This is a genomic window from Mesorhizobium sp. M0833, assembly GCF_040319905.1.
In the GTDB taxonomy this organism is placed as follows: Bacteria; Pseudomonadota; Alphaproteobacteria; order Rhizobiales; family Rhizobiaceae; genus Mesorhizobium.
The window spans coordinates 119,030-138,999 of sequence record NZ_JAMYOQ010000010.1 but is presented as its reverse complement, the minus strand read 5'-3'; the positions used below and the strand labels follow the sequence as shown (position 1 = coordinate 138,999).

Here is a 19,970-nt window from a genome sequence, read left to right as displayed (position 1 = left end):
CACAATAAAGAGAAATCGGACGAAGCTGACATGAAGAACCTGTGGAATGACGGCGAGGCGGAGAAGCTGGTCGCCGACTATGCAAAGAAGGGTGTGGCCCGCGACCTGGCGTTGCGCGTCTACACGACCAGGCTGCTGGGCGGCGAGCCGCGGCTCGTCCTGCATGGCGGCGGCAACACCTCGTGCAAGACCAAGGCCACCGATCTTGTCGGTGACGAGTGGGACGTGCTCTGCGTCAAGGGCAGCGGCTGGGACATGGGCGTCATCGAGCCGCAGGGCCTGCCGGCGGTCAAGCTCGGCGCGCTGTTGAAGGCGCGGTCGCTGAAGAAGCTCTCCGACGAGGACATGGTCGCGCTGCAGCGGGCGAACCTCATCGATCCGTCCTCGCCCAATCCGTCCGTCGAGACGCTGCTGCACGCCTTCCTGCCGCACAAATTCGTCGACCACACGCATTCGACCGCAATCCTCGCCATCGTCGACCAGGAGGACAGCGAGGCGCTGAGCCGCAAGGTGTTCGGCGAAAAGATGGGCTTTGTGCCTTACATCATGCCGGGCTTCGATTTGGCGAAGGCGGCCGCCGATGTTTTCGACGCCGATCCGATGGTCGAAGGCCTGATCCTCGACAAGCATGGGATTTTCACCTTCGGCGACGATGCCAGGCAGGCCTATGACCGGATGATCCATTATGTGAACGTCGCCGAGGATTTCATCGCCAGCCACGGCAAGCCGCGCACCGAAAAGGTGGCACTGCCGGCCAGGCTGGCGAAGCCTGCGGAGATTGCACCGATGCTGCGCGGCGCGGTGGCGGTGGCGCGCGGCGAAGGCCGTTTCGACCGCATGATCAGCGATTTCCGCACCTCGGATGCGATCGTCGACTTCATCAATTCGGCAAAAATTGCCGACTATGCCGGGCGCGGCGTGTCGACACCCGACCTGTCGATCCGCATCAAGACCGGACCGATGGCACTACCAGCGCCCGACGCTGACAAGGTCGGCGACTACAAATCCGTCATCCGCCAGCATGTCGAGAAATTCGCCAAGGACTATCGCGCCTATTTCGAAACCAATGATGCGCTCGACGACGTGAAGCGCACCATGCTCGACCCGATGCCGCGGCTGACGCTGGTGCCCGGCCTCGGCATGTTCGGCCACGGCCGCACACTCAAGGACGCGAAGATCGCCTCCGACGTCGGCGAAATGTGGATCGAGGCGGTGCGCGGCGCCGAAGCCGTCGGTGACTTCCGCCCGCTCTCCAAAGCCGACCTGTTCCCGCTCGAATACTGGTCGCTGGAACAAGCCAAACTCGCCTCCAACAAGCCGAAGCCGCTGACCGGCCAGGTGATGCTGGTCACCGGCGGCGCCGGCGCGATCGGTGCCGCCACGGCAAAGCTGTTCGCCGACAACGGTGCCCATGTCGTCGTCGTCGATCTCGATGCGTCAAGGGCTGCCGAGGCGGCAAAAAAAGCCGGCAACGGTTCGATCGGCATTGGCGCCGACATCACCGATCCGGCGCAGATGCGCGCTGCGTTCGACAAGGCGGTCGCCGTCTACGGCGGCCTCGACATTCTCGTCTCCAATGCCGGCGCTGCCTGGGAGGGCCGGATCGGCGAGCTCGACGACGCCACCTTGCGCAAGAGTTTCGAACTCAATTTCTTCGCCCACCAGTCGGCGGCGCAAAATGCCGTCCGCATCATGCTCGAACAGGGCACCGGCGGCGTGCTGTTGTTCAACACCTCCAAGCAGGCGGTCAATCCGGGGCCGAAGTTCGGCGCCTATGGCATTCCCAAGGCGGCAACGCTGTTTTTGTCCAGGCAATATGCGCTCGACTACGGCGCGCATGGCATCCGCTCCAATGCCGTCAACGCCGACCGCATCCGTTCGGGGCTGTTGACCGATGCCATGATCGCCAGCCGCTCGGGCGCGCGCGGCGTGTCTGAAAAGGAGTACATGTCCGGCAACCTGCTCGGACAGGAAGTGACGGCCGAAGACGTCGCCCAGGCCTTTCTGCATCAAGCGCTGGCCGAGCGGACAACCGCCGATGTGACGACGGTGGACGGCGGCAACATCGCGGCGGCGTTGAGGTAGATCTAAACACCGGGCCAACAAAAAAGAGCGGCCCGCGAGCCGCTCTTTTCCTTTGCCGATAGCGGAAGACTACTTCGCGTTCGGGTTCGGCATCCAGGCCGGCATCGCGACATCGGCATGGGCGAACTGCGGCAGCTTGGCCGAGAGGTCCTCCATGTTCTTGATGTCCTTGTCGATCAGATCCTTCTGAGTGATCAGCGTCGGCGGCACGATTACGTTGTGGCCGGGATCTTCACCGGCCAACAGCTGCGCCAGCGCGCGCACCGAGACCTGGCCGACGACGGCCGGGTTGGTGGCGGCGGTTGCCGCCCAGGCGCTGTCCGGCTCGCGCATTGCGGCGATGTCCGAGGTAGAGATGTCGGCCGAATAGATCTTGATGTCCTTGTTCAACCCGGCCTCGTCGACGGCGATCTTGACGCCCTTGGCGAATTCGTCATAGGGCGCGAACATCACCTTGATGTCGGGATGAGCCGACAACACCGAGCGAGCCTGGTTGGCGACCGAATTGGCGATCGGATTGTCGAGCGTGCCGAACATGGCGACTTCGTTGATGCCCGAATATTTCTTCTTGAATTCGACCCAGGTCTCGTTGCGGCGGTCGAGTGGGGCGATGCCGGCGACATAGACATAGCCGGCCTTCCAGCTCTCGCCATTGTCTTTGACCGCCTGTTCGAGCGCCAGGCGCGCGAGGTCGCGGTCGGATTGCTCGATCTGCGGGATCTTGGGGTTTTCGACATTGACGTCGAAGGCGACGACCTTGATGCCGGCATCGACCGCGCGCTGGGCGGCGTCCTTCATCGATTCCGTCAGTCCGTGCTGGATGATGATGCCCTGGACGCCGAGCGCGATGGCCTGGTCGACCATGTCGGCCTGAAGCGCTGCGTCCTGGCGACTGTCGAGCACGCGCAGGTCGACGCCGAGCGCCTTCGCCTGCGCCTCGACGCCGGACAAATACGCCTGGAAGAAGTCGCCGGTCGAGAGATAGCGGACCAGCGCTATCTTGACGCCGCCCGGCTTGTCGAACGGCGCCGGCCGATCCTGCGCCATCGCTGGCAACTGCATCAGCAATGTTGCGCCGGCAAGCCCGAGCGCTGTCTTCCCCAAAAGTCTTCTTGTGATGTTCACGTCGCTTCCTCCACTTGTTGAACCCAAAATGTAACCGGTCGAAACCTATCTCCTGCCCCTGCCGGACAGGGCGAAGGTGAAGACAAGGGCGACCACGAGAACCACGCCCTTGACGAAATCCTGCGTGTAGTAAGGCGCGTTCATCATCGTCAGGCCCTGCAGCAGCACGCCGACAAACACCGCGCCGACAGCCGTGCCGAAGGCGTTCGGCTTGGCGGCGCCGAGAACCGCGTAACCGATGAGTGCCGCAGCCACCGCGTCGAGCAACAGATTATTACCCGAGGCGATGTCGCCACGTCCAAGCCGGGCGGCGAGCAAAATGCCGCCGATCGAGGCAAAAACCCCAGAAATAACGTAGGCCCAGATTTTGTATGCCTTGACAGGCGCGCCGGCGAGTTCGGCAGCGCGTTCGTTGCTGCCGACCGCATACATCATGCGCCCGAAACGCGTGTATTCTAGAAAGAACCAGATCAGTACGGCCAGCACGAGCAGGACGACGACCGACACCGGGATGAGGTTCGGGATGAAGAAGTCGAAGCGATGGCGGCCAAGCGCCAGGAACGCGGCGCCGAAGCTGCCGTTGGCGACCGAGCCGTCGGGCATGGTCATGCCGGTGGCGATCGAACGGCCCTCGGTAGGTATGCGCTGCAGGCCGACAAGCAGGAACATCATGCCGAGCGTCGCCAAAAGGTCCGGCACCCGCATATAGACGATCAGCCAGCCATTGATGAGGCCGACGACGGCGCCGATCACAAGGCAGACGACGACCGCCACGACGGCGTTCTGTTCCAGCACCACCATGACGTAGGCAGCCGCCATCATGGCGCTGGTGGCGACCGAGCCGATCGACAGATCGAAGCCGCCGACGACCAGCGTGGCGGTGACGCCGAGCGCCAGAACGCCGGTGATGGCGACCGACTGGAATATGAAGACAGCACTTTGCGGCGAGACGAAACCATCGGCGGCGACGGCGAAATAGGCGATCAGCCCGAACAACAGAACGATGAAGCCGTAGCGAATAGCATGGTCGCGCAGGATCATTCAGCGCTCCCGCACGCTGGCACCGTCTTTATCCGACCCGAATTCATACCCTCTCCATTCCAATTCTCATCGTCTTCCCGCTGTCAGGCTGCGCTGTGCAACCGCCCCGCCCGCCACTTCGGCCAATAGCCGCTCGAGATCGACATCGGTATTGCGGTGCTCGCCGACGATCGTCTGCTCCGACATCACCAGGATGCGATCGGCTGTCTCCAGGGCTTCATCGAGTTCGGTGACGAACAGCAGCGTCGCGCGGCCGTGGGCGCTCGCCCGCAGCTTTGCGGCGATATCGCGTCTGGCCGAGATGTCCACACCTTGAAACGGCTCGTCGAGGATGAAAAGCCTTGCCGCTTGCGACATCCAGCGGGCGACCATCACCTTCTGCTGATTGCCACCGGAAAGCGACGCCATCTCGTCCCTCTCGGAGCGGCAGACGATGCCCAACTCCTGGATCTGCTGGCGGGCAACAGCGCGTTCGATACGGCGTTTGAGAACACCGAGACGCGACATGCGACTGTGGAACGGCAGGCTGATGTTTTCCTGGATGTTGAAGTCGCCGACGATGCCGTTTTCGCCCCGGTCCTTGGCGACGAGAAACACGCCGGCGGCAATCGCTTCGCCGGTCGACGCCGGCGCATAGGGTTTCCCGTTCAGCACCATGGTCCCGGACAGCGGCTTGCGCAAACCGAACAGCGTCTCGGCGAGTGCGGTCTTGCCGACACCGACGAGGCCGGTGATGGCGACGACCTCGCCGTCGCCGAGGGTCAGCGAAATCGGCCTGGCGCCTTCTGCAATCCGCAACCCGTCAGTGGCAAAAATTGCCTTGGCCGAATTCCTGGCGACGATCCGCTCAAGCTGGATCTTGCGGCCGAGCATGGCGTTGACCGCACCTTCGTAATCCAGCGGCTTCCTGTCGAAGATGCCTGAGATGACCCCATCGCGCATCGAAATGATGCGATCGGCAAGTCGCCTGATGTCCGACATACGGTGCGAGATGTAGAGGATCGCCACGCCTTGTCGGCGGAGCCGGTCGAGCAATGCGAACAGCCGGTCGGCTTCGGCGCTGGACAGCGAGGAGGTCGGCTCGTCGAGGATCAGCACTTTCGGCCGGTGCGCCATGGCGCGGGCGATCGCCACCATCTGGCGGTCGGCCAGAGAGAGATCGCTGATCCGGGCCTTGAGGTCGATGGCCAGTCCCATACGGTCGGCCACCGCCTTTGCCTCGCGACGCACTCGGCCCGGATTGAACAGCGTCGGCACGCCGCTGCCGCTCAACCTGTCGAGGGTAAGATTGGTGGCGACGTCGAGGTCGGCGACGACACCGTCATTGATGTTCTGGTGGACGGTAACGACGCCGGCGCGGATCGCCTCCGCCGGCGTTTTCGGGTCGAAGTCCTGACCGGCAAGCGACATCGAGCCGCCGCCATGGTCGTAAACGCCGCTGATGATCTTGACGAGGGTGGATTTGCCGGCGCCGTTGGCGCCCATCAGCACGGTCATCTCGCCGGCATGCAATTCGAGCGAGACGCCGCCAAGCACCTCGATATGGCCAAAGGATTTCCTCAGGCCGTCGACGCGGAACACGGCATCATTGCCCATTCGTTCCTCCCTGACCGTGACGCTATGGGCTATATCGGCAATTGTCAACACGATTGACAATTGCCAGAAGGCTTCCTAGCTTGGCCCGGCCGCCATGGCTCCGCTATCATCGGAGCTCATAAGCGGGAGGTGAGGATGACTGGGAAATCGCCGTTCGAAGCACTGTCGGTCGAGACACTGGCGGGCCGTCTCGGTGCCAACGAGGCCCTGTGTTCGCAGATCGGCAAGGATACGAGCCAGTGGAAAGTTCGTGAAGTCGGCGACGGCAATCTGAACCTTGTGTTCATCGTCGAGGGTGCTCAGGGTGCGGCCGTCGTCAAGCAGGCCCTGCCCTACGTCCGGCTGGTCGGCGACAGCTGGCCGCTGCCGTTAAGACGCTCCTTCTTCGAATACCATGCGCTGACGCGGCAACAGGCACGGGCGCCGGGTTCGGTGCCTGAGATCTACCACTTCGATGAAGGCCAGGCGCTGATCATCATGGAGTACCTGTCGCCGCACATCATCCTGCGGCGGGCACTGATCGAAGGCCGGCAATTGCCGAACATCGCGAAAGACATCGGCTTGTTCATGGCCCGCACGTTGTTTCGCGGCTCCGACCTGCATATGGCGACCAAGGATCGCAAGGCCGATCTGGCGCTGTTCGCCGACAATGTCGAACTCTGCGACATCACCGAGAACCTGGTTTTCTCGGATCCGTATTTCGATGCCAAGATGAACCGGCACACCAGCCCGCAGCTCGACGGCATTGTCGCCGAGCTGCGCGCCGACCGCGACCTCAAGGTCGAGGCGCAGCGCATGAAGCACATCTTCGCTGCCAATGCCGAGACGCTGCTGCATGGCGACCTGCATTCCGGCTCGATCATGGTCACCGACACCGAAACGCGGATGATCGATCCCGAATTCGCCTTCTACGGCCCGATCGCCTTCGACGTCGGCATGCTGCTCGCCAATTTCTGGATGGCGTTCTTCTCGCAGCGCGGCCATGAACAGGACGGAAGCCGCGATGCCATGCGGGACTATCTGCTCGGCGTTACGGTCGAGACATGGTCGGTGTTCCGCGTCGAGTTCTCGCATCTGTGGCGGACGGAGCGTACCGGCATGCTCTACCAGAAGAGCCTGTTCGAAGATCAAGGCGACAGGCTTGGCGCCGAGCAGGCGCTCGACCACGTGCTGCAGTCGATCTGGACCGATCTGCTCGGCTTTGCCGGCGTCGAGGTTCACCGGCGCATTCTCGGCCTTGCCCATAATGCCGATTTCGAGACCATTGCCGATCCTGATCTGCGCGCCAGATGTGAGGCAAAGGCGCTGAAATTCGGCCGTCACCTCGCCGTCAACCGGCGCCAGATCCACAGCATCGACGAGGTCAACCGGTTGGCCGCGCTGATCGAACGGGAGAGCAGGATTTGAACGTCGGCGACCGCCACTACCGCACCATCTGGCCGAGTGACGACGGGCGTTCGGTGGAGATCATCGACCAGCGCTGGCTGCCGCATGAGTTCCGCATCGAAAAGATCGATACCGTCGCCGGCATCGCCACGGCAATCCGCGACATGTGGGTGCGCGGGGCGCCGCTGATCGGCGTCACCGCGGCCTATGGCGTCGCCATGCAGATGGCCGACGACCCGTCGGATGCAGCACTCGACGCCGTCTGGGCAACCTTGCACGAAACGCGCCCGACGGCGATCAATTTGCGCTGGGCGCTGAACGAAATGCAGCGCTTCCTGCTGACGCTTCCCCTGGCAGAACGTGCCGCGGCTGCGTATCGGCGTGCCGGCGAGATCGCCGACGAGGATGTCGGCCTCAACCGCGCCATCGGCGCCCATGGGCTCGAAATCATCAAGGCGATCGCGGCGCGCAAGCAGCCGGGCGAACCAGTCAACATCCTGACCCACTGCAATGCCGGCTGGCTGGCCACCGTCGACTACGGCACCGCCACCGCGCCGATCTATCTGGCGACGGAAGCCGGCATTCCAGTCCATGTCTATGTCGATGAAACGCGACCCCGCAACCAGGGTGCCCAATTGACCGCCTGGGAGATGGCCGGCCACGGCGTGCCGCATACGCTCATTGTCGACAACGCCGGCGGCCATCTGATGCAGCGTGGCCAGATCGACATGGTCGTCGTCGGCACCGACAGGACCACCGCCGACGGCGATGTGTGCAACAAGATCGGTACCTATCTCAAGGCACTGGCCGCCGCCGACAACGACGTGCCGTTCTATGTCGCGCTGCCGTCGCCGACGATCGACTGGACCGTGGGCGACGGGCTGGCCGAAATCCCGATCGAACAGCGCTCGCCCGACGAGGTCTCGCTGGTCTGGGGCAAGACCGCGTCCGGCGAGATCGCCCAGGTCCGCGTGTCGCCGGAAGCCACGCCGGCGGCCAATCCGGCCTTCGACGTGACGCCGGCGCGGCTGGTCACCGGTTTGATCACCGAACGCGGTGTCGCTACGGCCTCGCGCGAAGGCCTGAAGACGATGTTTCCCGAGCGCGGATGATCGGCTTTTCCGGGAGGGCGCTCTGGATTGCCTCATCTCACGATTTCTTGACCACGGCACGGTTAAAAACGCCCGTTGCCTGTCCCACATGGACGGCCGTATGCGTAGCGGCGGGGCGGCGCCCAACGCTCGAAGCCGGGGTTGACCACGGCCCGGCGAGTGAACAAGCGGGGTACCGCGATGTCATTCAGACCATTGCTTGGTGACGGACGGGTTCGGAGCCAGGACGAGAAGTCGGAGCCCCTGCAAACCGCGTCATGGGTCAGCTCCTCGATCGTGTTCGACAACCGGCGGTGGGCGTGCCGGGAGGCGGAGCTCCGCTGGACAGCCCCTCATCATCTGATCGTGCTGACCGAAGAAGGCGGCACGTCCCATACATCCATCCGGCACGAGGCACGATCCCTTTACGATGGAATGGACCGTCCCGGAGCCCTCACCTTCGTCCCGGCAGGCGCGGAGCGACAGGGCTTCTATCGCGATGTAAACCTCTCCTATTCAGCCCTGTGGATCGATCCCGATATCAGGCTTCCCGGATGCGAACGCCTGAGGAACCTGCCTATACTGGTAAACAAGAAAGACGCGGTCGTCGCCACGCTCCTGAGTTCGCTTCGCGACGAGATGGCACTCGGCCACAAGCCAGACACTGCCTATGTCGAGCATCTGGTCGCCCTGGTCAGCCTCCGCGTGGCCAACCTGAGCCGGGAGCAACAGCGGTTTGTACGTCACGGCTGTCTCAGCCGCCGAGCACTTGGTCGCGTTCGGGATTACATCGATGCGCATATGAATTCCGACATTTCGCTAAGCGAGCTGGCAGCCGTCGCGGGCATGGCCGTCGACAGCTTTGCGCGTCGCTTCAAGGCGACGACCGGCCTTGCACCCTATGCCTATGTGATCGAGGAACGGGTGCGGCGAGCGGAGGTGTTGCTGCGCGAAACGGGTTTGTCGATCGGTATCATTGCCTTTCGGCTCGGCTTTTCAAGCCAGAGCCACTTCACCACGACCTTCCGACGTCTAAGGGGCACGACGCCTCGTGCCTATCGGATGAATTCTTCTCCAGAATCCTGATAGTGCCGCCGGTTTCTTGAAAGAAAGGCGCCGCGCGCACTCCCACCTCCAGTGTCGTTGGGTGACAGAACCCGAGGGTTGCTCGGGTCAAGTTGCCGTCTGCGCTTCATTGCGACTGGGAGATCATGCATGGCCAAAACGGACAACAGGAGCGGGCCGACGCGTCGGATGGTGTTGGAAGGCGGTGTTGCGACCGGGGTGCTCCTGGCTACCGGAATACCGGTTGACGCCGAGCCGGCCGAGACCGTCACGGCGGCGGCATCGGCCACGCCGGTACCGACGATGACGATATCGTTGCGGATCAACGCGAAGGATCTTGCCATCGCGCTCGACCCGCGGACGACGCTGCTCGACGCCCTGCGCAACCATCTCGGCCTCACCGGCTCGAAGAAGGGCTGCGACCACGGCCAGTGCGGCGCATGCACGGTGCTCGTCGATGGGCGCCGGATCAATTCCTGCCTGACGCTTGCCGCAATGCATGAAGGCGACGAGATCACCACGATCGAGGGCCTTGCCGAGGGTGACCGGCTGCATCCGGTCCAGGCTGCCTTCATCGCCCGCGACGGTTTCCAGTGCGGCTACTGTACGCCAGGCCAGATCTGCTCGGCGGTTGGTATGCTGGGCGAGGCGCGGGCCGGCTGGCCAAGCCATGCGAGCGCTGACGTGGCAGCGGCTTCCGTCGGTCTCACCGATGTCGAGATCCGCGAGCGGATGAGCGGCAACATCTGCCGTTGCGCCGCCTATCCGAACATTGTCGCTGCAATCCGCGACGCGGCAGAGGAGGCATGAGCAATGCAGTCCTTCACTTATGAACGTGCGACGAGTGCCGAGCAGGCGGCCGCCGCGGTTGCGGCCCGGCCGGACGCCAAGTTCATCAGCGGCGGCACCAACCTGCTCGACCTGATGAAGCTCGAGATCGAGCGCCCAGCGCATCTCGTCGACATCAGCCGGCTGCCTCTTGATCGGATCGAGGAGACGGCGGAAGGCGGGCTTCGGGTCGGCGCCCAGGTCCGCAATAGCGATCTCGCCGCCGACCCACGGGTAAGGTCGCGCTACCCGATGCTCACGCAAGCGCTGCTGGCCGGAGCGTCTGGACAGATACGCAACAAGGCCTCGACCAGCGGCAATCTCCTGCAGCGTACGCGCTGCCCCTACTTCTATGACCGCAACATGCCCTGCAACAAGCGCCAGCCGGGTTCGGGCTGCGCGGCGCTTCAGGGCTTCAACCGCATGCACGCCGTACTCGGCGCGAGCGAAGCCTGCATCGCGGTACATCCTTCTGACATGGCGGTCGCCATGTCCGGGCTCGACGCCTGGATCGAGACCGTCTCGCCCGGCGGTGAGACCCGCACGATCACGATCGGCGATTTCCATCGATTGCCCGAGGCGACGCCCCATGTGGAGACCGTGCTCGGCCACGGCGAAATGGTCGTTGCGGTTACCCTGCCGCCGCCACCACCCGGCCGGCAGCTTTACCGCAAGGTGCGCGACCGTGCTTCCTACGCCTTCGCGCTGGTGTCGGTGGCAGCAATCGTCGAGAAAAGCGGCGACCGTATCCGAAGCGCTCGGATCGCCATGGGCGGCGTGGCAGCGAAACCCTGGCGCGCGACGGAGGCGGAGCGCGCGCTGGCAGGCGCGGCGGCGTTCGACGGCGCCTTTACCGACGCGGCCGAAGCCGCGCTCGCCGGAGCCGTCGGGCATGGCGCCAATGACTTCAAGATCCCGCTGGCGAAACGGACGGTGCGGCACACGCTCGCTGCTGCCGTCGAACGTGCATGAGGTGGTGCGATGACAGAGACGACGACCCCGAGCAGCGGTTCCCAGATGCAGGCGACGAGCGGGGGATCGATATGAAACTCACGCGACGCGCCGTTGCCGCCGCGGGTGGCGGCCTTTTTGTTTGTGCCGCCGCAGCCTGGGGCGCCACATCCGACCCGGCAGCTCGTCACGTGCTCGAGGCCGCCGTTGACGCCTTCTTTGCCGGCTGGGCCTCTGGCGACTGGACGGCATTCCTTGATTCCTGCGATGAGACGATGACCTTCCAATTCCCTGTCGGCGAGCAACGAGGCCGACATGGACCGCCAGAAGGCAAGCAGGCACTCGCAGCCTGGACCGCCGCGCATCAAGCGCAGGGAAACAGGATCACGAAATCGACCGTCGATCTCAAGCTCTTCGCCGCCGACTGGGTCATCGTCTGCGATCGCGGGAGCGGGACAATCAGTGGCGCGCCCTACACTGGCCTGCATGCGATCTTCATGCGGGCCGGCCCGACAGGGAGGCTGGTCGAGTTTCGGGAGTATTTCGGCGAGATCGCCGCGTGAGCTCCGGCCGCCGCGCGACGAACATGAAGGTGCAAGGAAGAGGCGGCGTCGCGGCCTCGATGCTTCTGAACTCCCAATGAAATCTTTGGGTGACTTATGAACGACACCATACCCGGACTGCCCGGCTCCGCCATCCATTCAAGGGTGAAACCTCGTCCCGATGCCGGCGTCATCGGGCGGCCGATCGACCGCATCGACGGTCCGCTCAAAGTGACGGGCGGCGCCACATACGCTTACGAGAATGAGCTGGATGGTACAGCCTTTGGCTACATTCTCGGCGCCTCCGTCGCCAAGGGCCGCATCGCCGAGATAGACACGACCGAAGCCGAACGGGCGCCGGCAGTGTTGCTCGTCATGACGCACCGCAATGCGCCGGCCCAGCCGGATTTCGGCCCAACGGTCACGCCGACGGTGCCGGAGGTCTTCACGCGCGCCCGGCCCGCGCTCAACAGCGAGCGGGTGCGGTATTACGACGAGCCCGTCGCGCTGATCGTTGCGGAGACGTTCGAGGCGGCACGCGCTGCTGCGGGCCTCATCAAGGTGCGCTACGACGAGGAGCCGGGCGTCTACGATCTACCGGGCCATAAGGCCGACGCCTATGCACCAAAGCGGACAAATGCCGGCTTCGAGACCGACAGCGTGATCGGCGACTTCGAGAGCACCTTTGCTGTGGCTCCGGTCAAGATCGATGCCACGTACCGGACGCCTTTCGAACATCACAATCCGATGGAGCCTCATGCGACGCTTGCTGCCTGGTCAGGCAACGAGCTGACGATCCGTACATCGGCGCAGACCCTCGCGAACTTCCGGGCCGGGGTCGCCGGCACGCTTCGCATCCCGCCCGAGCGAGTGCGCATCGTGAGCCCCTTCATCGGCGGAGGCTTCGGGTCCAAGCTGATTGTCCATGCCGATACGATCCTGGCCGCGCTTGCAGCGCAGGTCCTGCGGCGCCCCGTGAAAATCGCGCTGACGCGACAACAGATGTTCGCCAATGCCGGTCATCGTGCAGAGATGATCCAACAGGTGCGTCTCGGCGCGGGCACCGACGGGCGGCTCACCGGGATCGCGCACGATGTCTGGTCCGCAACGTCCAGCTTCGAGGAGTACTGCGAACAAACGGCAGTTTTTGCGCGCTCGCTCTATGCGGCGCCGAACCGTCTCACCCGCCATCGCCTGGTTCCGCTGGACATCAACCGCGGCGAATGGATGCGCTCGCCCGGCGAAGCGCCCGGCATGCTGGCCTTCGAATGTGCAATGGATGAACTCGCCGAGCGGGTCGGCCTGGATCCGATCGAACTCAGGGTCCGAAACGAGCCGGCACAGGATCCCGAGCGCGGCGTGCCGTTCTCCACCCGCAATCTCGTCGCCTGCATGGAGGAAGGCGCCCGCCGTTTCGGTTGGGAGCGGAGAAACCCGACACCTGGCCGCACCCGAGAGGGCCGCAAGCTCATCGGCTACGGCATGGCGGCGGCGATCCGTCCGAACTACATCGGCGCGGCGACGGCGCGGGTTGCGATCGACCGGGACGGTCGGGTGACGGCGCGGCTCGACATGACCGATATTGGGACCGGCACCTATACGATCCTGACCCAGATCGTGGCGGAGAGCCTCGGCCTGCCGATCTCGTCCATCAAAGTGGAGCTTGGCGACAGCCGCTTCCCGCGTACCGCCGGCTCCGGCGGGTCCTGGGGCGCAGCAAGCGCGGGTTCGGCGCTGCACGACGCCTGCAACGCTCTGAAGGAACGCATCCTGGGGGCGGCGCAGTCGAACGAAGCCTCGCCGTTGCGCGGCGCGAACGCCACCGAGGCAAGCTTTGCCGACGGCGAGGTCAGGGTCGGCCAGCGATCGGCGAGCCTGGCCGATCTTATCCGAGGGATCTCTCCCGACGGGCTCGAAGCCGAAGGCTCCGTGGCCGCGGGCGCCACTACCCAGTCATACAAGACCTATTCGCAGCATTCCTATGGCGCGCATTTCGCAGAGGTCGCTGTCGATTGCGATACCGGTGAAATCCGCATGCGCCGGATGCTGACTGTGATCGGCGCGGGCCGTATCCTCAACGCCAAGACCGCGCGCTCGCAAATCATCGGCGGCATGACCTGGGGGATCGGTGCAGCGCTGATGGAGCAGACGGTGCTCGATCCGCGCTACGGCCACTTCGTCAATCACGATCTTGCCGAGTATCATGTGCCGGTCAATGGCGATGTCCCCGATATGGAGGTCGCCTTCCTCGAGGAAGATGACGACAAGGCCAACCCGCTTGGCGCAAAGGGTCTCGGCGAGCTCGGCGTGTGCGGTGCCGGGGCAGCTGTCGCCAACGCCATTTACAACGCGACCGGCGTGCGAGTGCGTGAATTTCCCATCACCTTGGACAAGGTGCTGCCTGCCTTGCCTGTGATCGCCATTTGACGCTGCAAGTTGTCAGCGCCTCCTCGCCCTCAAGGGTGACCGCGACGCCGGTGGTTGACAGCGTCATCCAGCCCTTCCATACAAACGCCGTCAATGTTCTCAGGGCGGGGTGAAAGTCCCCACCGGCGGTGAAGGGTTTCGGCCCAAGCCCGCGAGCGCCTTCCAGATGATCGGAAGGGTCAGCAGATCCGGTGTGATTCCGGAGCCGACGGTCAAAGTCCGGATGGAAGAGAACGAATGGAAGACGGTCCGCTTTCGCGGTTCGGATTCCGTATCGTGCGTCCTGATTCTGGTTCGAAACGGAAGGATGGACCCATGAATCAGCATTCCCGGAAAAACTATGAAACGATCCGCGTTGCCGTCATTCGGGCGCGCTGGCACGCCGACATCGTCGACCAATGCGTCGAAGCGTTCGAGGCGGAACTGGCGGTTCTCGGGGAGAAACGCTTTGCCGTCGATGTCTTCGACGTGCCGGGTGCCTATGAGATTCCCCTGCATGCAAAGACCTTGGCCCAGACCGGTCGCTATGCCGCGATCCTCGGCGCGGCGTTTGTCGTCAATGGTGGCATCTACCGCCATGAATTCGTGGCGGGCGCTGTCATCGACGGCATGATGAACGTGCAATTGTCGACTGGCGTGCCCGTGCTTTCGGCGGTGCTGACGCCGCACAACTACCATGACAGCGCGGACCATCACCGCTTCTTCTTCGAGCATTTCAAGGTCAAGGGCAAAGAGGCGGCCAGTGCCTGCGTGCAACTGCTGGCGGCACGCGAACGCATCGCGGCATGAAATCTCCGTCGCGGGTGGAAATCCCGGTAAGGCGCTGTAGTATCTCACGAAAACCAGGGAGGATGCCGGTGCAGACCAAGAAGATCATCAATGACGGTAACCGCTCCGTCGACGAGATGCTGGAGGGCATCCTGGCTGCGCATCCGCGCCATCTCAAAAGTGCGGAGGGAAGTCCGCGCTCCATCATCGCCCGCGACGGCCCACGCCCCGACAAGGTCGGCCTCGTCATCGGCGGTGGCTCGGGCCACGAGCCGACCTTCCTCGGCTTCGTCGGCAAGGGGCTGGCCGACGCCGCCGCAATCGGCAATGTCTTCGCCTCGCCGCCGCCGGACCCGATCCTCGAATGCGCCAAGGCGGCCAGCGGCGGCGCCGGCGTGCTGTTCATGTACGGCAACTATGCCGGCGACGTGATGAACTTCGACATGGCCGCAGAGATGGCGGCGATGGACGACATCGAAGTGCGCACCGTGCTGACCACCGACGACGTCGCCTCGGCGCCACGCGACCAGAGGCAGAAGCGGCGCGGCGTCGCCGGCAATTTCTTCATTTTCAAGGCCGCCGGTGCCGCATGCGACCAGATGCTGTCATTCGATGAATGCGAGCGTATCGCCAGGAAGGCCAACGATCACACCTTCACCATGGGCGTGGCGCTGTCGCCCTGCTCGCTGCCGCAGACCCGCCGGCCCAATTTCGAGATCGGCCCGGACGAGATGGAGATCGGCATGGGCATCCACGGCGAGCCCGGCACCGCGCGTGGAAAGTTGAAAACCGCCGACGAGATCACCGACGAAATGCTGGACAAGGTGCTCGACGAGATGGCGCCGGCGCGCGGCGACAAGGTCGCCGTGCTCGTCAATTCGCTCGGCTCAACGCCGTTGATGGAGCTTTACATCATGAACCGACGCCTCAAGCAGAGGCTCGACGACATCGGCGTTTCCGTCCACGCGACCTGGGTCGGCAATTATTGCACTTCGCTCGAAATGGCCGGCGCCTCGGTGACGCTGATGCATCTCGACGGCGAATTGCAGGAGATGCTCGACCATCCCTGCGACTGCGCCATGTTCCGCGCCGGCTGAGAGAGCATCATGACGTCCACCGATACGGCCAAATTGAAAAGAATGTTCGATGCGATCGCCGCGGCGATCGACGCCGACAAGGACAGGCTCTGCCGGCTCGACGGCGTCATCGGCGACGCCGACCATGGCATCGCCATGGCACTAGGCTTCGGCGCTGTGCGCGACGCGCTGGACCAGATCGATGCGTCGACCGAGCCGACGGCATTGCTCAACACCGCGGCAAAGTCGTTTCTCAACGCAGTCGGCGCCTCGTCGGGCCCGCTCTATGCGACCGCCTTCATGCGCGGTGCCGCCGCCGTGAAAGGCAAGGCAATTCTGGAGGACGCTGACGTCATCGCCATGTTCCGGGCGATGGCGCAAGGCATCCAGGATCGCGGCAAGGCTGAGCTCGGCGAAAAAACCATGGTCGACGCCTGGCTGCCGGCGGCGCAAGCAGCGGGTGCCGCGCAGCAAGCCGGCAAGAACCTGTCCGAGAGCCTGGATGCGGCACTTGCCGCGGCCGAAAGCGGCGCCGAGGCGACCAAGGACATGATCGCCACCAAGGGCCGCTCTTCGCGTCTCGGCGAGCGCTCGCTCGGCCACGTCGATCCTGGCGCCGCGTCGGCCGTGACGATCGTCAGGGCGATGCGGAACAGTCTGGCTTAGCCCCGCTTCGCTGCGTCGAGCCTGTCGATGGCCTGGACATTGCCGGCCGATGGTCCCCTCTCATCGAATTCCGATGCGAGCCAGGCGTCGACGATCGACTTGGCCAGTTCCGGGCCGATGACGCGCGCGCCCATGGTGATGATCTGGGCGTTGTTGGATTTCGCCGCGCGCTCTGCCGAATAGGTGTCGTGGGTGAGTGCGGCGCGAATGCCGGGGACCTTGTTGGCGGAAATGGATACGCCGATGCCGGTGCCGCAAAACAGGATGCCGCGATCGTTCTCGCCGTCCAGGATGGTCTGGGCGAGCTTCTGCGACAGGTCGGCATAGTAGCCCGCCTGGCTGAGGTCGCTAACCGTGAGGCCGGGCTTGGTGGCGAGGTGAGCGGCAATGACGTCGAGCAGCGGCTTGCCGGCGCTGTCGGCTCCAATGGCTATTTTCATGTTCGGTTTCCTTCCTGTTCGATGCTTCAGATCGCCGCCGAGGCGCGTTTGAGGATGTCGATATAGCCTTCCGCCTGCCAGGCGGAACGGCCGATGAACAAGCCGTCTATATTGGGCTGGCCGACCAGTTCGGCGGCATTTTGCGGATTGACGCTGCCGCCATAAAGCACCGGCGGCACCACCGGCAGCAGGTCGCGGGCGATTTTCTTGATCAGCGCCTGCTGCCTGTCGGCATAATCAGAACTGGCCGGCACGCCCTTGTCGCCGATCGCCCAGACCGGCTCATAGGCAAACAGGATCGTCGCCGCCTTCGCCGCCCCTTCGAGAAACTGCAGTGCGCCGTGCACCTGCAGGGCCAGTACCGCAGCAGCCTGCCCGCTGTTGCGTTGAGCCAAGGTCTCGCCGACGCAGATGAGTGGCACGAGACCGTGCTTCACCGCCGCTGCAGTCTTCAGCCCGACAGCCTTGTCGGTCTCGCCGAAATGCTCGCGCCGTTCGCTGTGGCCCAACTCTACCATATCAAGTTCGCAGTCTTTCAGCATTACCGGCGAGATCTCGCCGGTCCAGGCACCGGCGTCGGCCCAATGCATGTTCTGCGCGCCAACCTTGATGCGCGTCGGCGACAGCGCTTTCTTGACCTCGCGGACCGCCGTGAATGGCGGGATGACGAAAGGCTGAATGCGCTCGTCGAAACCGGGGACGAACTCCGCCAGCGCCTCGGCGAAAGCCATCGCCTCGGCGAGCGTCTTGTTCATTTTCCAGCTGGTGCCGACCCAATAAACCATACGCGCCCTCCTAGTCTGCGATCACGGTCAGCGAAACGCCAGCGCCATCCAGCGCGGCGCGCATCTGCGGCTGCGGCTCGCGGCCGGTGAAGACCATGTCGAAGGCCTTGAGATCGGTCAGGAAGTGCAAGGCGGTGCGGCCAAACTTGCCGTGATCGGCCAGCAGATATTTGCGCGCTGCTGCAGCCATCATCAGCCGTTTGGTCTGGACCACTTCCTGATCTTGGTGAAAGGCTGAGGCACCATGGATGGCCGATGAAGACAGGAAGGCGACATCTGCGCGCAAAGATTTCAGCGTGTCTTCGGCGAGCAGGCCGAAGAAGCCGTGGAACTTCTTGCTGTATTGGCCGCCAAGCGCAATCAGGTTGATGCCGGCAACGCCCGCCAAATCCTGGATGACAGCCAGGTTGTTCGAGATCACCGTCAGCGGACGCAGATCGGCAAGGTGCCGAGCAACGCCGCCCGCGGTCGAGCCGTCGTCGATAATCACCGTCTGGCCCGGTTCGATCATCCTCACGGCGGCGACGGCGATGCGCTTTTTCTCGTCGCCAGCCAATCTCTGGCGGTAACGGAAATCGCTCTCGAAAAGGCTGCTCGGCTGGATCGAGGCGCCGCCGCGCACCTTGCGCAGAAAGCCCCTTTCCTCGAGCTCGTCGAGGTCGCGGTGGACGGTCATCTTCGACACGCCGAAGCGTGAGGCAAGATCGTCGACACTGGCCGTACCGGTGTCCATCAGAAAATCCATGATGCCTTGCCGACGGCCGTCGCTCTTCATTTCCGCGGCTTCCTCGTGCACCCCGGTTCCGAGACATAACAGCAAACGTCGCACAAGCCATCAAATTTTTTGTGATAATGTTATATCTCTATGGGATATCATGACGCTTCTGGTCGCGTGCTGTAACAAGAATTGCTGCCGGCCGAGCGCCCAGCGGTTGCGGTGCCGCGGAAATCCGGCCAGAAGCATCAGGGGCTCGACGACAACCGAACAGCCCGCAAACACTGGCTCGAAACCGGATACGGGAGACTACTGAGTGGCTCGCATCACACTGAGACAATTGCTCGATCATGCCGCCGAATACGGCTATGGCGTGCCTGCCTTCAACATGAACAATATGGAACAGGGCCTCGCCATCATGGAGGCAGCCGAGGAGACCAAATCGCCGGTTATCCTGCAGGCGAGCCGCGGCGCGCGAGCCTACGCCCACGATGTGGTGCTGGCCAAGCTGATCGACGCGCTGGTCGAAATCCATCCCGATATCCCGGTCTGCATGCATCTCGACCATGGCAACAACGAAGCGACCTGCGTCACCGCTATCCAGCACGGCTTCACTTCGGTGATGATGGACGGATCGCTGAAGGAAGACGGCAAGACACCGGCCGACTACGCCTATAATTCCGGCATCACCCGCCGCGTCGTCGACATGGCGCATTGGGGCGGCGTCTCGGTGGAAGGCGAGATCGGCGTTCTCGGATCGTTGGAGATGGGCGGCGGCGAGCAGGAGGACGGCCATGGCGTCGAGGGCGTCATCAGCCACGACCAGCTGCTGACCGATCCCGTGCAGGCCGAACAGTTCGTGCGCGACACCCGTGTCGATGCACTGGCCGTCGCCATGGGCACCAGCCATGGCGCCTACAAGTTCAGCCGCAAGCCGGACGGCGCTGTGCTGGCCATGAACGTCATCGAGGAAATTCACCGCCGCCTGCCGAACATGCATCTCGTCATGCACGGCTCGTCCTCGGTGCCGGAGGAGCTGCAGGAGATCATCAACAAATATGGCGGCCAGATGAAGCCGACATGGGGGGTGCCGGTCGAGGAGATCCAGCGCGGCATCAAGCACGGCGTGCGCAAGATCAACATCGATACCGATAACCGCATGGCGCTGACCGGCGCCATTCGCAAGGTGCTGACCGAGAACCCGAGCGAATTCGACCCGCGCAAATATCTGACGCCGGCGATGGCCGCCATGCGAAAGCTCTGCAAGGAGCGTTTCGAGCAATTCGGCACCGCCGGCAACGCACAGAAGATCAAGCCGCTGCCGCTATCGGAAATGGCCAGGCGCTATAAATCCGGCAGCCTCGACCCTAAATTCGGCTGATG

At 63.7% G+C, this 19,970-nt stretch carries 18 protein-coding genes and 1 riboswitch; of the genes, 12 read left to right on the top strand and 6 right to left on the bottom strand.

Features of this window, described 5'->3' with window-relative positions; genetic code table 11:
• Nucleotides 1–30 precede the first annotated feature (30 nt).
• On the top strand, nt 31–2,085 hold the full coding sequence (locus tag NKH98_RS14070) for a bifunctional aldolase/short-chain dehydrogenase (protein ID WP_352899211.1): 2,055 nt from the start codon (nt 31–33) through the stop codon (nt 2,083–2,085).
• Between the two features lie 69 nt (nt 2,086–2,154).
• Here the strand turns inward: NKH98_RS14070 and NKH98_RS14065 are convergent, their stop codons facing one another.
• From NKH98_RS14065 to NKH98_RS14055, 3 genes are all read right to left on the bottom strand, one after another.
• Nucleotides 2,155–3,210 carry a substrate-binding domain-containing protein gene (locus NKH98_RS14065; protein WP_352899209.1) on the bottom strand — a complete coding sequence of 352 codons (1,056 nt, stop codon included), beginning with the start codon at nt 3,208–3,210 and terminating at the stop codon, nt 2,155–2,157.
• A gap of 45 nt (nt 3,211–3,255) precedes the next feature.
• Nucleotides 3,256–4,251: an ABC transporter permease gene (locus tag NKH98_RS14060; RefSeq protein WP_352476556.1), complete on the bottom strand. Its 996-nt coding sequence runs from the start codon at nt 4,249–4,251 to the stop codon at nt 3,256–3,258.
• Nucleotides 4,252–4,317: 66 nt separating this feature from the next.
• A complete protein-coding gene (locus NKH98_RS14055; RefSeq protein WP_352899207.1) occupies nt 4,318–5,847 on the bottom strand; it encodes a sugar ABC transporter ATP-binding protein in 1,530 nt (509 codons plus the stop codon).
• Nucleotides 5,848–5,982: 135 nt separating this feature from the next.
• Here NKH98_RS14055 and mtnK point away from each other — a divergent pair, with 135 nt between their 5' ends.
• The 10 genes from mtnK (at nt 5,983) to dhaL (ending at nt 16,647) form a co-directional block, all read left to right on the top strand.
• Nucleotides 5,983–7,254, top strand: coding sequence for an S-methyl-5-thioribose kinase (mtnK, locus tag NKH98_RS14050; protein WP_352899205.1), 1,272 nt, complete (start codon nt 5,983–5,985; stop codon nt 7,252–7,254).
• Nucleotides 7,251–8,345 carry an S-methyl-5-thioribose-1-phosphate isomerase gene (gene mtnA / locus NKH98_RS14045; RefSeq protein ID WP_352505326.1) on the top strand — a complete coding sequence of 365 codons (1,095 nt, stop codon included), beginning with the start codon at nt 7,251–7,253 and terminating at the stop codon, nt 8,343–8,345. The genes mtnK and mtnA overlap by 4 nt, the downstream gene beginning before the upstream one ends.
• Nucleotides 8,346–8,525: 180 nt before the next feature.
• On the top strand, nt 8,526–9,410 hold the full coding sequence (locus NKH98_RS14040; protein ID WP_352645508.1) for a helix-turn-helix domain-containing protein: 885 nt from the start codon (nt 8,526–8,528) through the stop codon (nt 9,408–9,410).
• 129 nt (nt 9,411–9,539) lie between these two features.
• Nucleotides 9,540–10,199, top strand: coding sequence for a 2Fe-2S iron-sulfur cluster-binding protein (locus NKH98_RS14035; RefSeq protein WP_352476552.1), 660 nt, complete (start codon nt 9,540–9,542; stop codon nt 10,197–10,199).
• Nucleotides 10,200–10,202: 3 nt separating this feature from the next.
• Nucleotides 10,203–11,189 (top strand): FAD binding domain-containing protein, encoded by a 987-nt coding sequence (locus tag NKH98_RS14030; RefSeq protein WP_352899202.1) that lies wholly within the window; start codon nt 10,203–10,205, stop codon nt 11,187–11,189.
• Nucleotides 11,190–11,260: 71 nt separating this feature from the next.
• Nucleotides 11,261–11,731 (top strand): nuclear transport factor 2 family protein, encoded by a 471-nt coding sequence (locus tag NKH98_RS14025; RefSeq protein ID WP_352899200.1) that lies wholly within the window; start codon nt 11,261–11,263, stop codon nt 11,729–11,731.
• Nucleotides 11,732–11,827: 96 nt separating this feature from the next.
• A complete protein-coding gene (locus NKH98_RS14020) occupies nt 11,828–14,137 on the top strand; it encodes a xanthine dehydrogenase family protein molybdopterin-binding subunit (RefSeq protein WP_352899198.1) in 2,310 nt (769 codons plus the stop codon).
• Nucleotides 14,138–14,228: 91 nt separating this feature from the next.
• A riboswitch (FMN riboswitch) is annotated at nt 14,229–14,376 on the top strand.
• Between the two features lie 76 nt (nt 14,377–14,452).
• Nucleotides 14,453–14,926, top strand: a complete 474-nt coding sequence (locus tag NKH98_RS14015; RefSeq protein WP_352899196.1) for a 6,7-dimethyl-8-ribityllumazine synthase — start codon at nt 14,453–14,455, stop codon at nt 14,924–14,926.
• A gap of 68 nt (nt 14,927–14,994) precedes the next feature.
• Nucleotides 14,995–16,002 (top strand): dihydroxyacetone kinase subunit DhaK, encoded by a 1,008-nt coding sequence (locus NKH98_RS14010; RefSeq protein WP_352899194.1) that lies wholly within the window; start codon nt 14,995–14,997, stop codon nt 16,000–16,002.
• A 9-nt stretch (nt 16,003–16,011) separates the two neighbouring features.
• Nucleotides 16,012–16,647 carry a dihydroxyacetone kinase subunit DhaL gene (dhaL, locus tag NKH98_RS14005; protein ID WP_352899191.1) on the top strand — a complete coding sequence of 212 codons (636 nt, stop codon included), beginning with the start codon at nt 16,012–16,014 and terminating at the stop codon, nt 16,645–16,647.
• Here dhaL and derI read toward each other — a convergent pair.
• Genes derI through NKH98_RS13990 form a run of 3 tightly spaced genes read right to left on the bottom strand, consistent with a single transcriptional unit; the run spans nt 16,644 to nt 18,647 of the window.
• The gene (derI, locus tag NKH98_RS14000) at nt 16,644–17,087 is read right to left on the bottom strand and encodes a D-erythrulose-4-phosphate isomerase (protein WP_352804628.1); all 444 of its coding nucleotides are present in this window, start codon (nt 17,085–17,087) and stop codon (nt 16,644–16,646) included. The two genes, dhaL and derI, sit on opposite strands and share 4 nt — an antisense overlap.
• Before the next feature lie 26 nt (nt 17,088–17,113).
• A complete protein-coding gene (locus NKH98_RS13995; RefSeq protein WP_352777153.1) occupies nt 17,114–17,872 on the bottom strand; it encodes a triose-phosphate isomerase in 759 nt (252 codons plus the stop codon).
• Nucleotides 17,873–17,882: 10 nt separating this feature from the next.
• Nucleotides 17,883–18,647, bottom strand: a complete 765-nt coding sequence (locus tag NKH98_RS13990) for a DeoR/GlpR family DNA-binding transcription regulator (protein WP_352899189.1) — start codon at nt 18,645–18,647, stop codon at nt 17,883–17,885.
• Between the two features lie 256 nt (nt 18,648–18,903).
• On the opposite strand from NKH98_RS13990, the gene fba reads away from it, so the two are divergent.
• On the top strand, nt 18,904–19,968 hold the full coding sequence (gene fba / locus NKH98_RS13985; RefSeq protein WP_352899187.1) for a class II fructose-bisphosphate aldolase: 1,065 nt from the start codon (nt 18,904–18,906) through the stop codon (nt 19,966–19,968).
• Nucleotides 19,969–19,970: the final 2 nt, after the last annotated feature.

Excerpts from the sequence above, each read along its gene's own strand:
- dhaL (WP_352899191.1), top strand. The coding sequence starts at position 16,012 with ATGACGTCCACCGATACGGCCAAATTGAAAAGAATGTTCGATGCGATC.
- NKH98_RS14025 (WP_352899200.1), top strand. The coding sequence starts at position 11,261 with ATGAAACTCACGCGACGCGCCGTTGCCGCCGCGGGTGGCGGCCTTTTT.
- derI (WP_352804628.1), bottom strand. The coding sequence starts at position 17,087 with ATGAAAATAGCCATTGGAGCCGACAGCGCCGGCAAGCCGCTGCTCGAC.
- NKH98_RS14030 (WP_352899202.1), top strand. The coding sequence starts at position 10,203 with ATGCAGTCCTTCACTTATGAACGTGCGACGAGTGCCGAGCAGGCGGCC.
- NKH98_RS14040 (WP_352645508.1), top strand. The coding sequence starts at position 8,526 with ATGTCATTCAGACCATTGCTTGGTGACGGACGGGTTCGGAGCCAGGAC.
- mtnK (WP_352899205.1), top strand. The coding sequence starts at position 5,983 with ATGACTGGGAAATCGCCGTTCGAAGCACTGTCGGTCGAGACACTGGCG.
- NKH98_RS14015 (WP_352899196.1), top strand. The coding sequence starts at position 14,453 with ATGAATCAGCATTCCCGGAAAAACTATGAAACGATCCGCGTTGCCGTC.
- NKH98_RS14060 (WP_352476556.1), bottom strand. The coding sequence starts at position 4,251 with ATGATCCTGCGCGACCATGCTATTCGCTACGGCTTCATCGTTCTGTTG.
- NKH98_RS14020 (WP_352899198.1), top strand. The coding sequence starts at position 11,828 with ATGAACGACACCATACCCGGACTGCCCGGCTCCGCCATCCATTCAAGG.
- NKH98_RS14035 (WP_352476552.1), top strand. The coding sequence starts at position 9,540 with ATGGCCAAAACGGACAACAGGAGCGGGCCGACGCGTCGGATGGTGTTG.
- NKH98_RS14070 (WP_352899211.1), top strand. The coding sequence starts at position 31 with ATGAAGAACCTGTGGAATGACGGCGAGGCGGAGAAGCTGGTCGCCGAC.
- NKH98_RS13990 (WP_352899189.1), bottom strand. The coding sequence starts at position 18,647 with ATGAAGAGCGACGGCCGTCGGCAAGGCATCATGGATTTTCTGATGGAC.
- NKH98_RS13995 (WP_352777153.1), bottom strand. The coding sequence starts at position 17,872 with ATGGTTTATTGGGTCGGCACCAGCTGGAAAATGAACAAGACGCTCGCC.
- NKH98_RS14055 (WP_352899207.1), bottom strand. The coding sequence starts at position 5,847 with ATGGGCAATGATGCCGTGTTCCGCGTCGACGGCCTGAGGAAATCCTTT.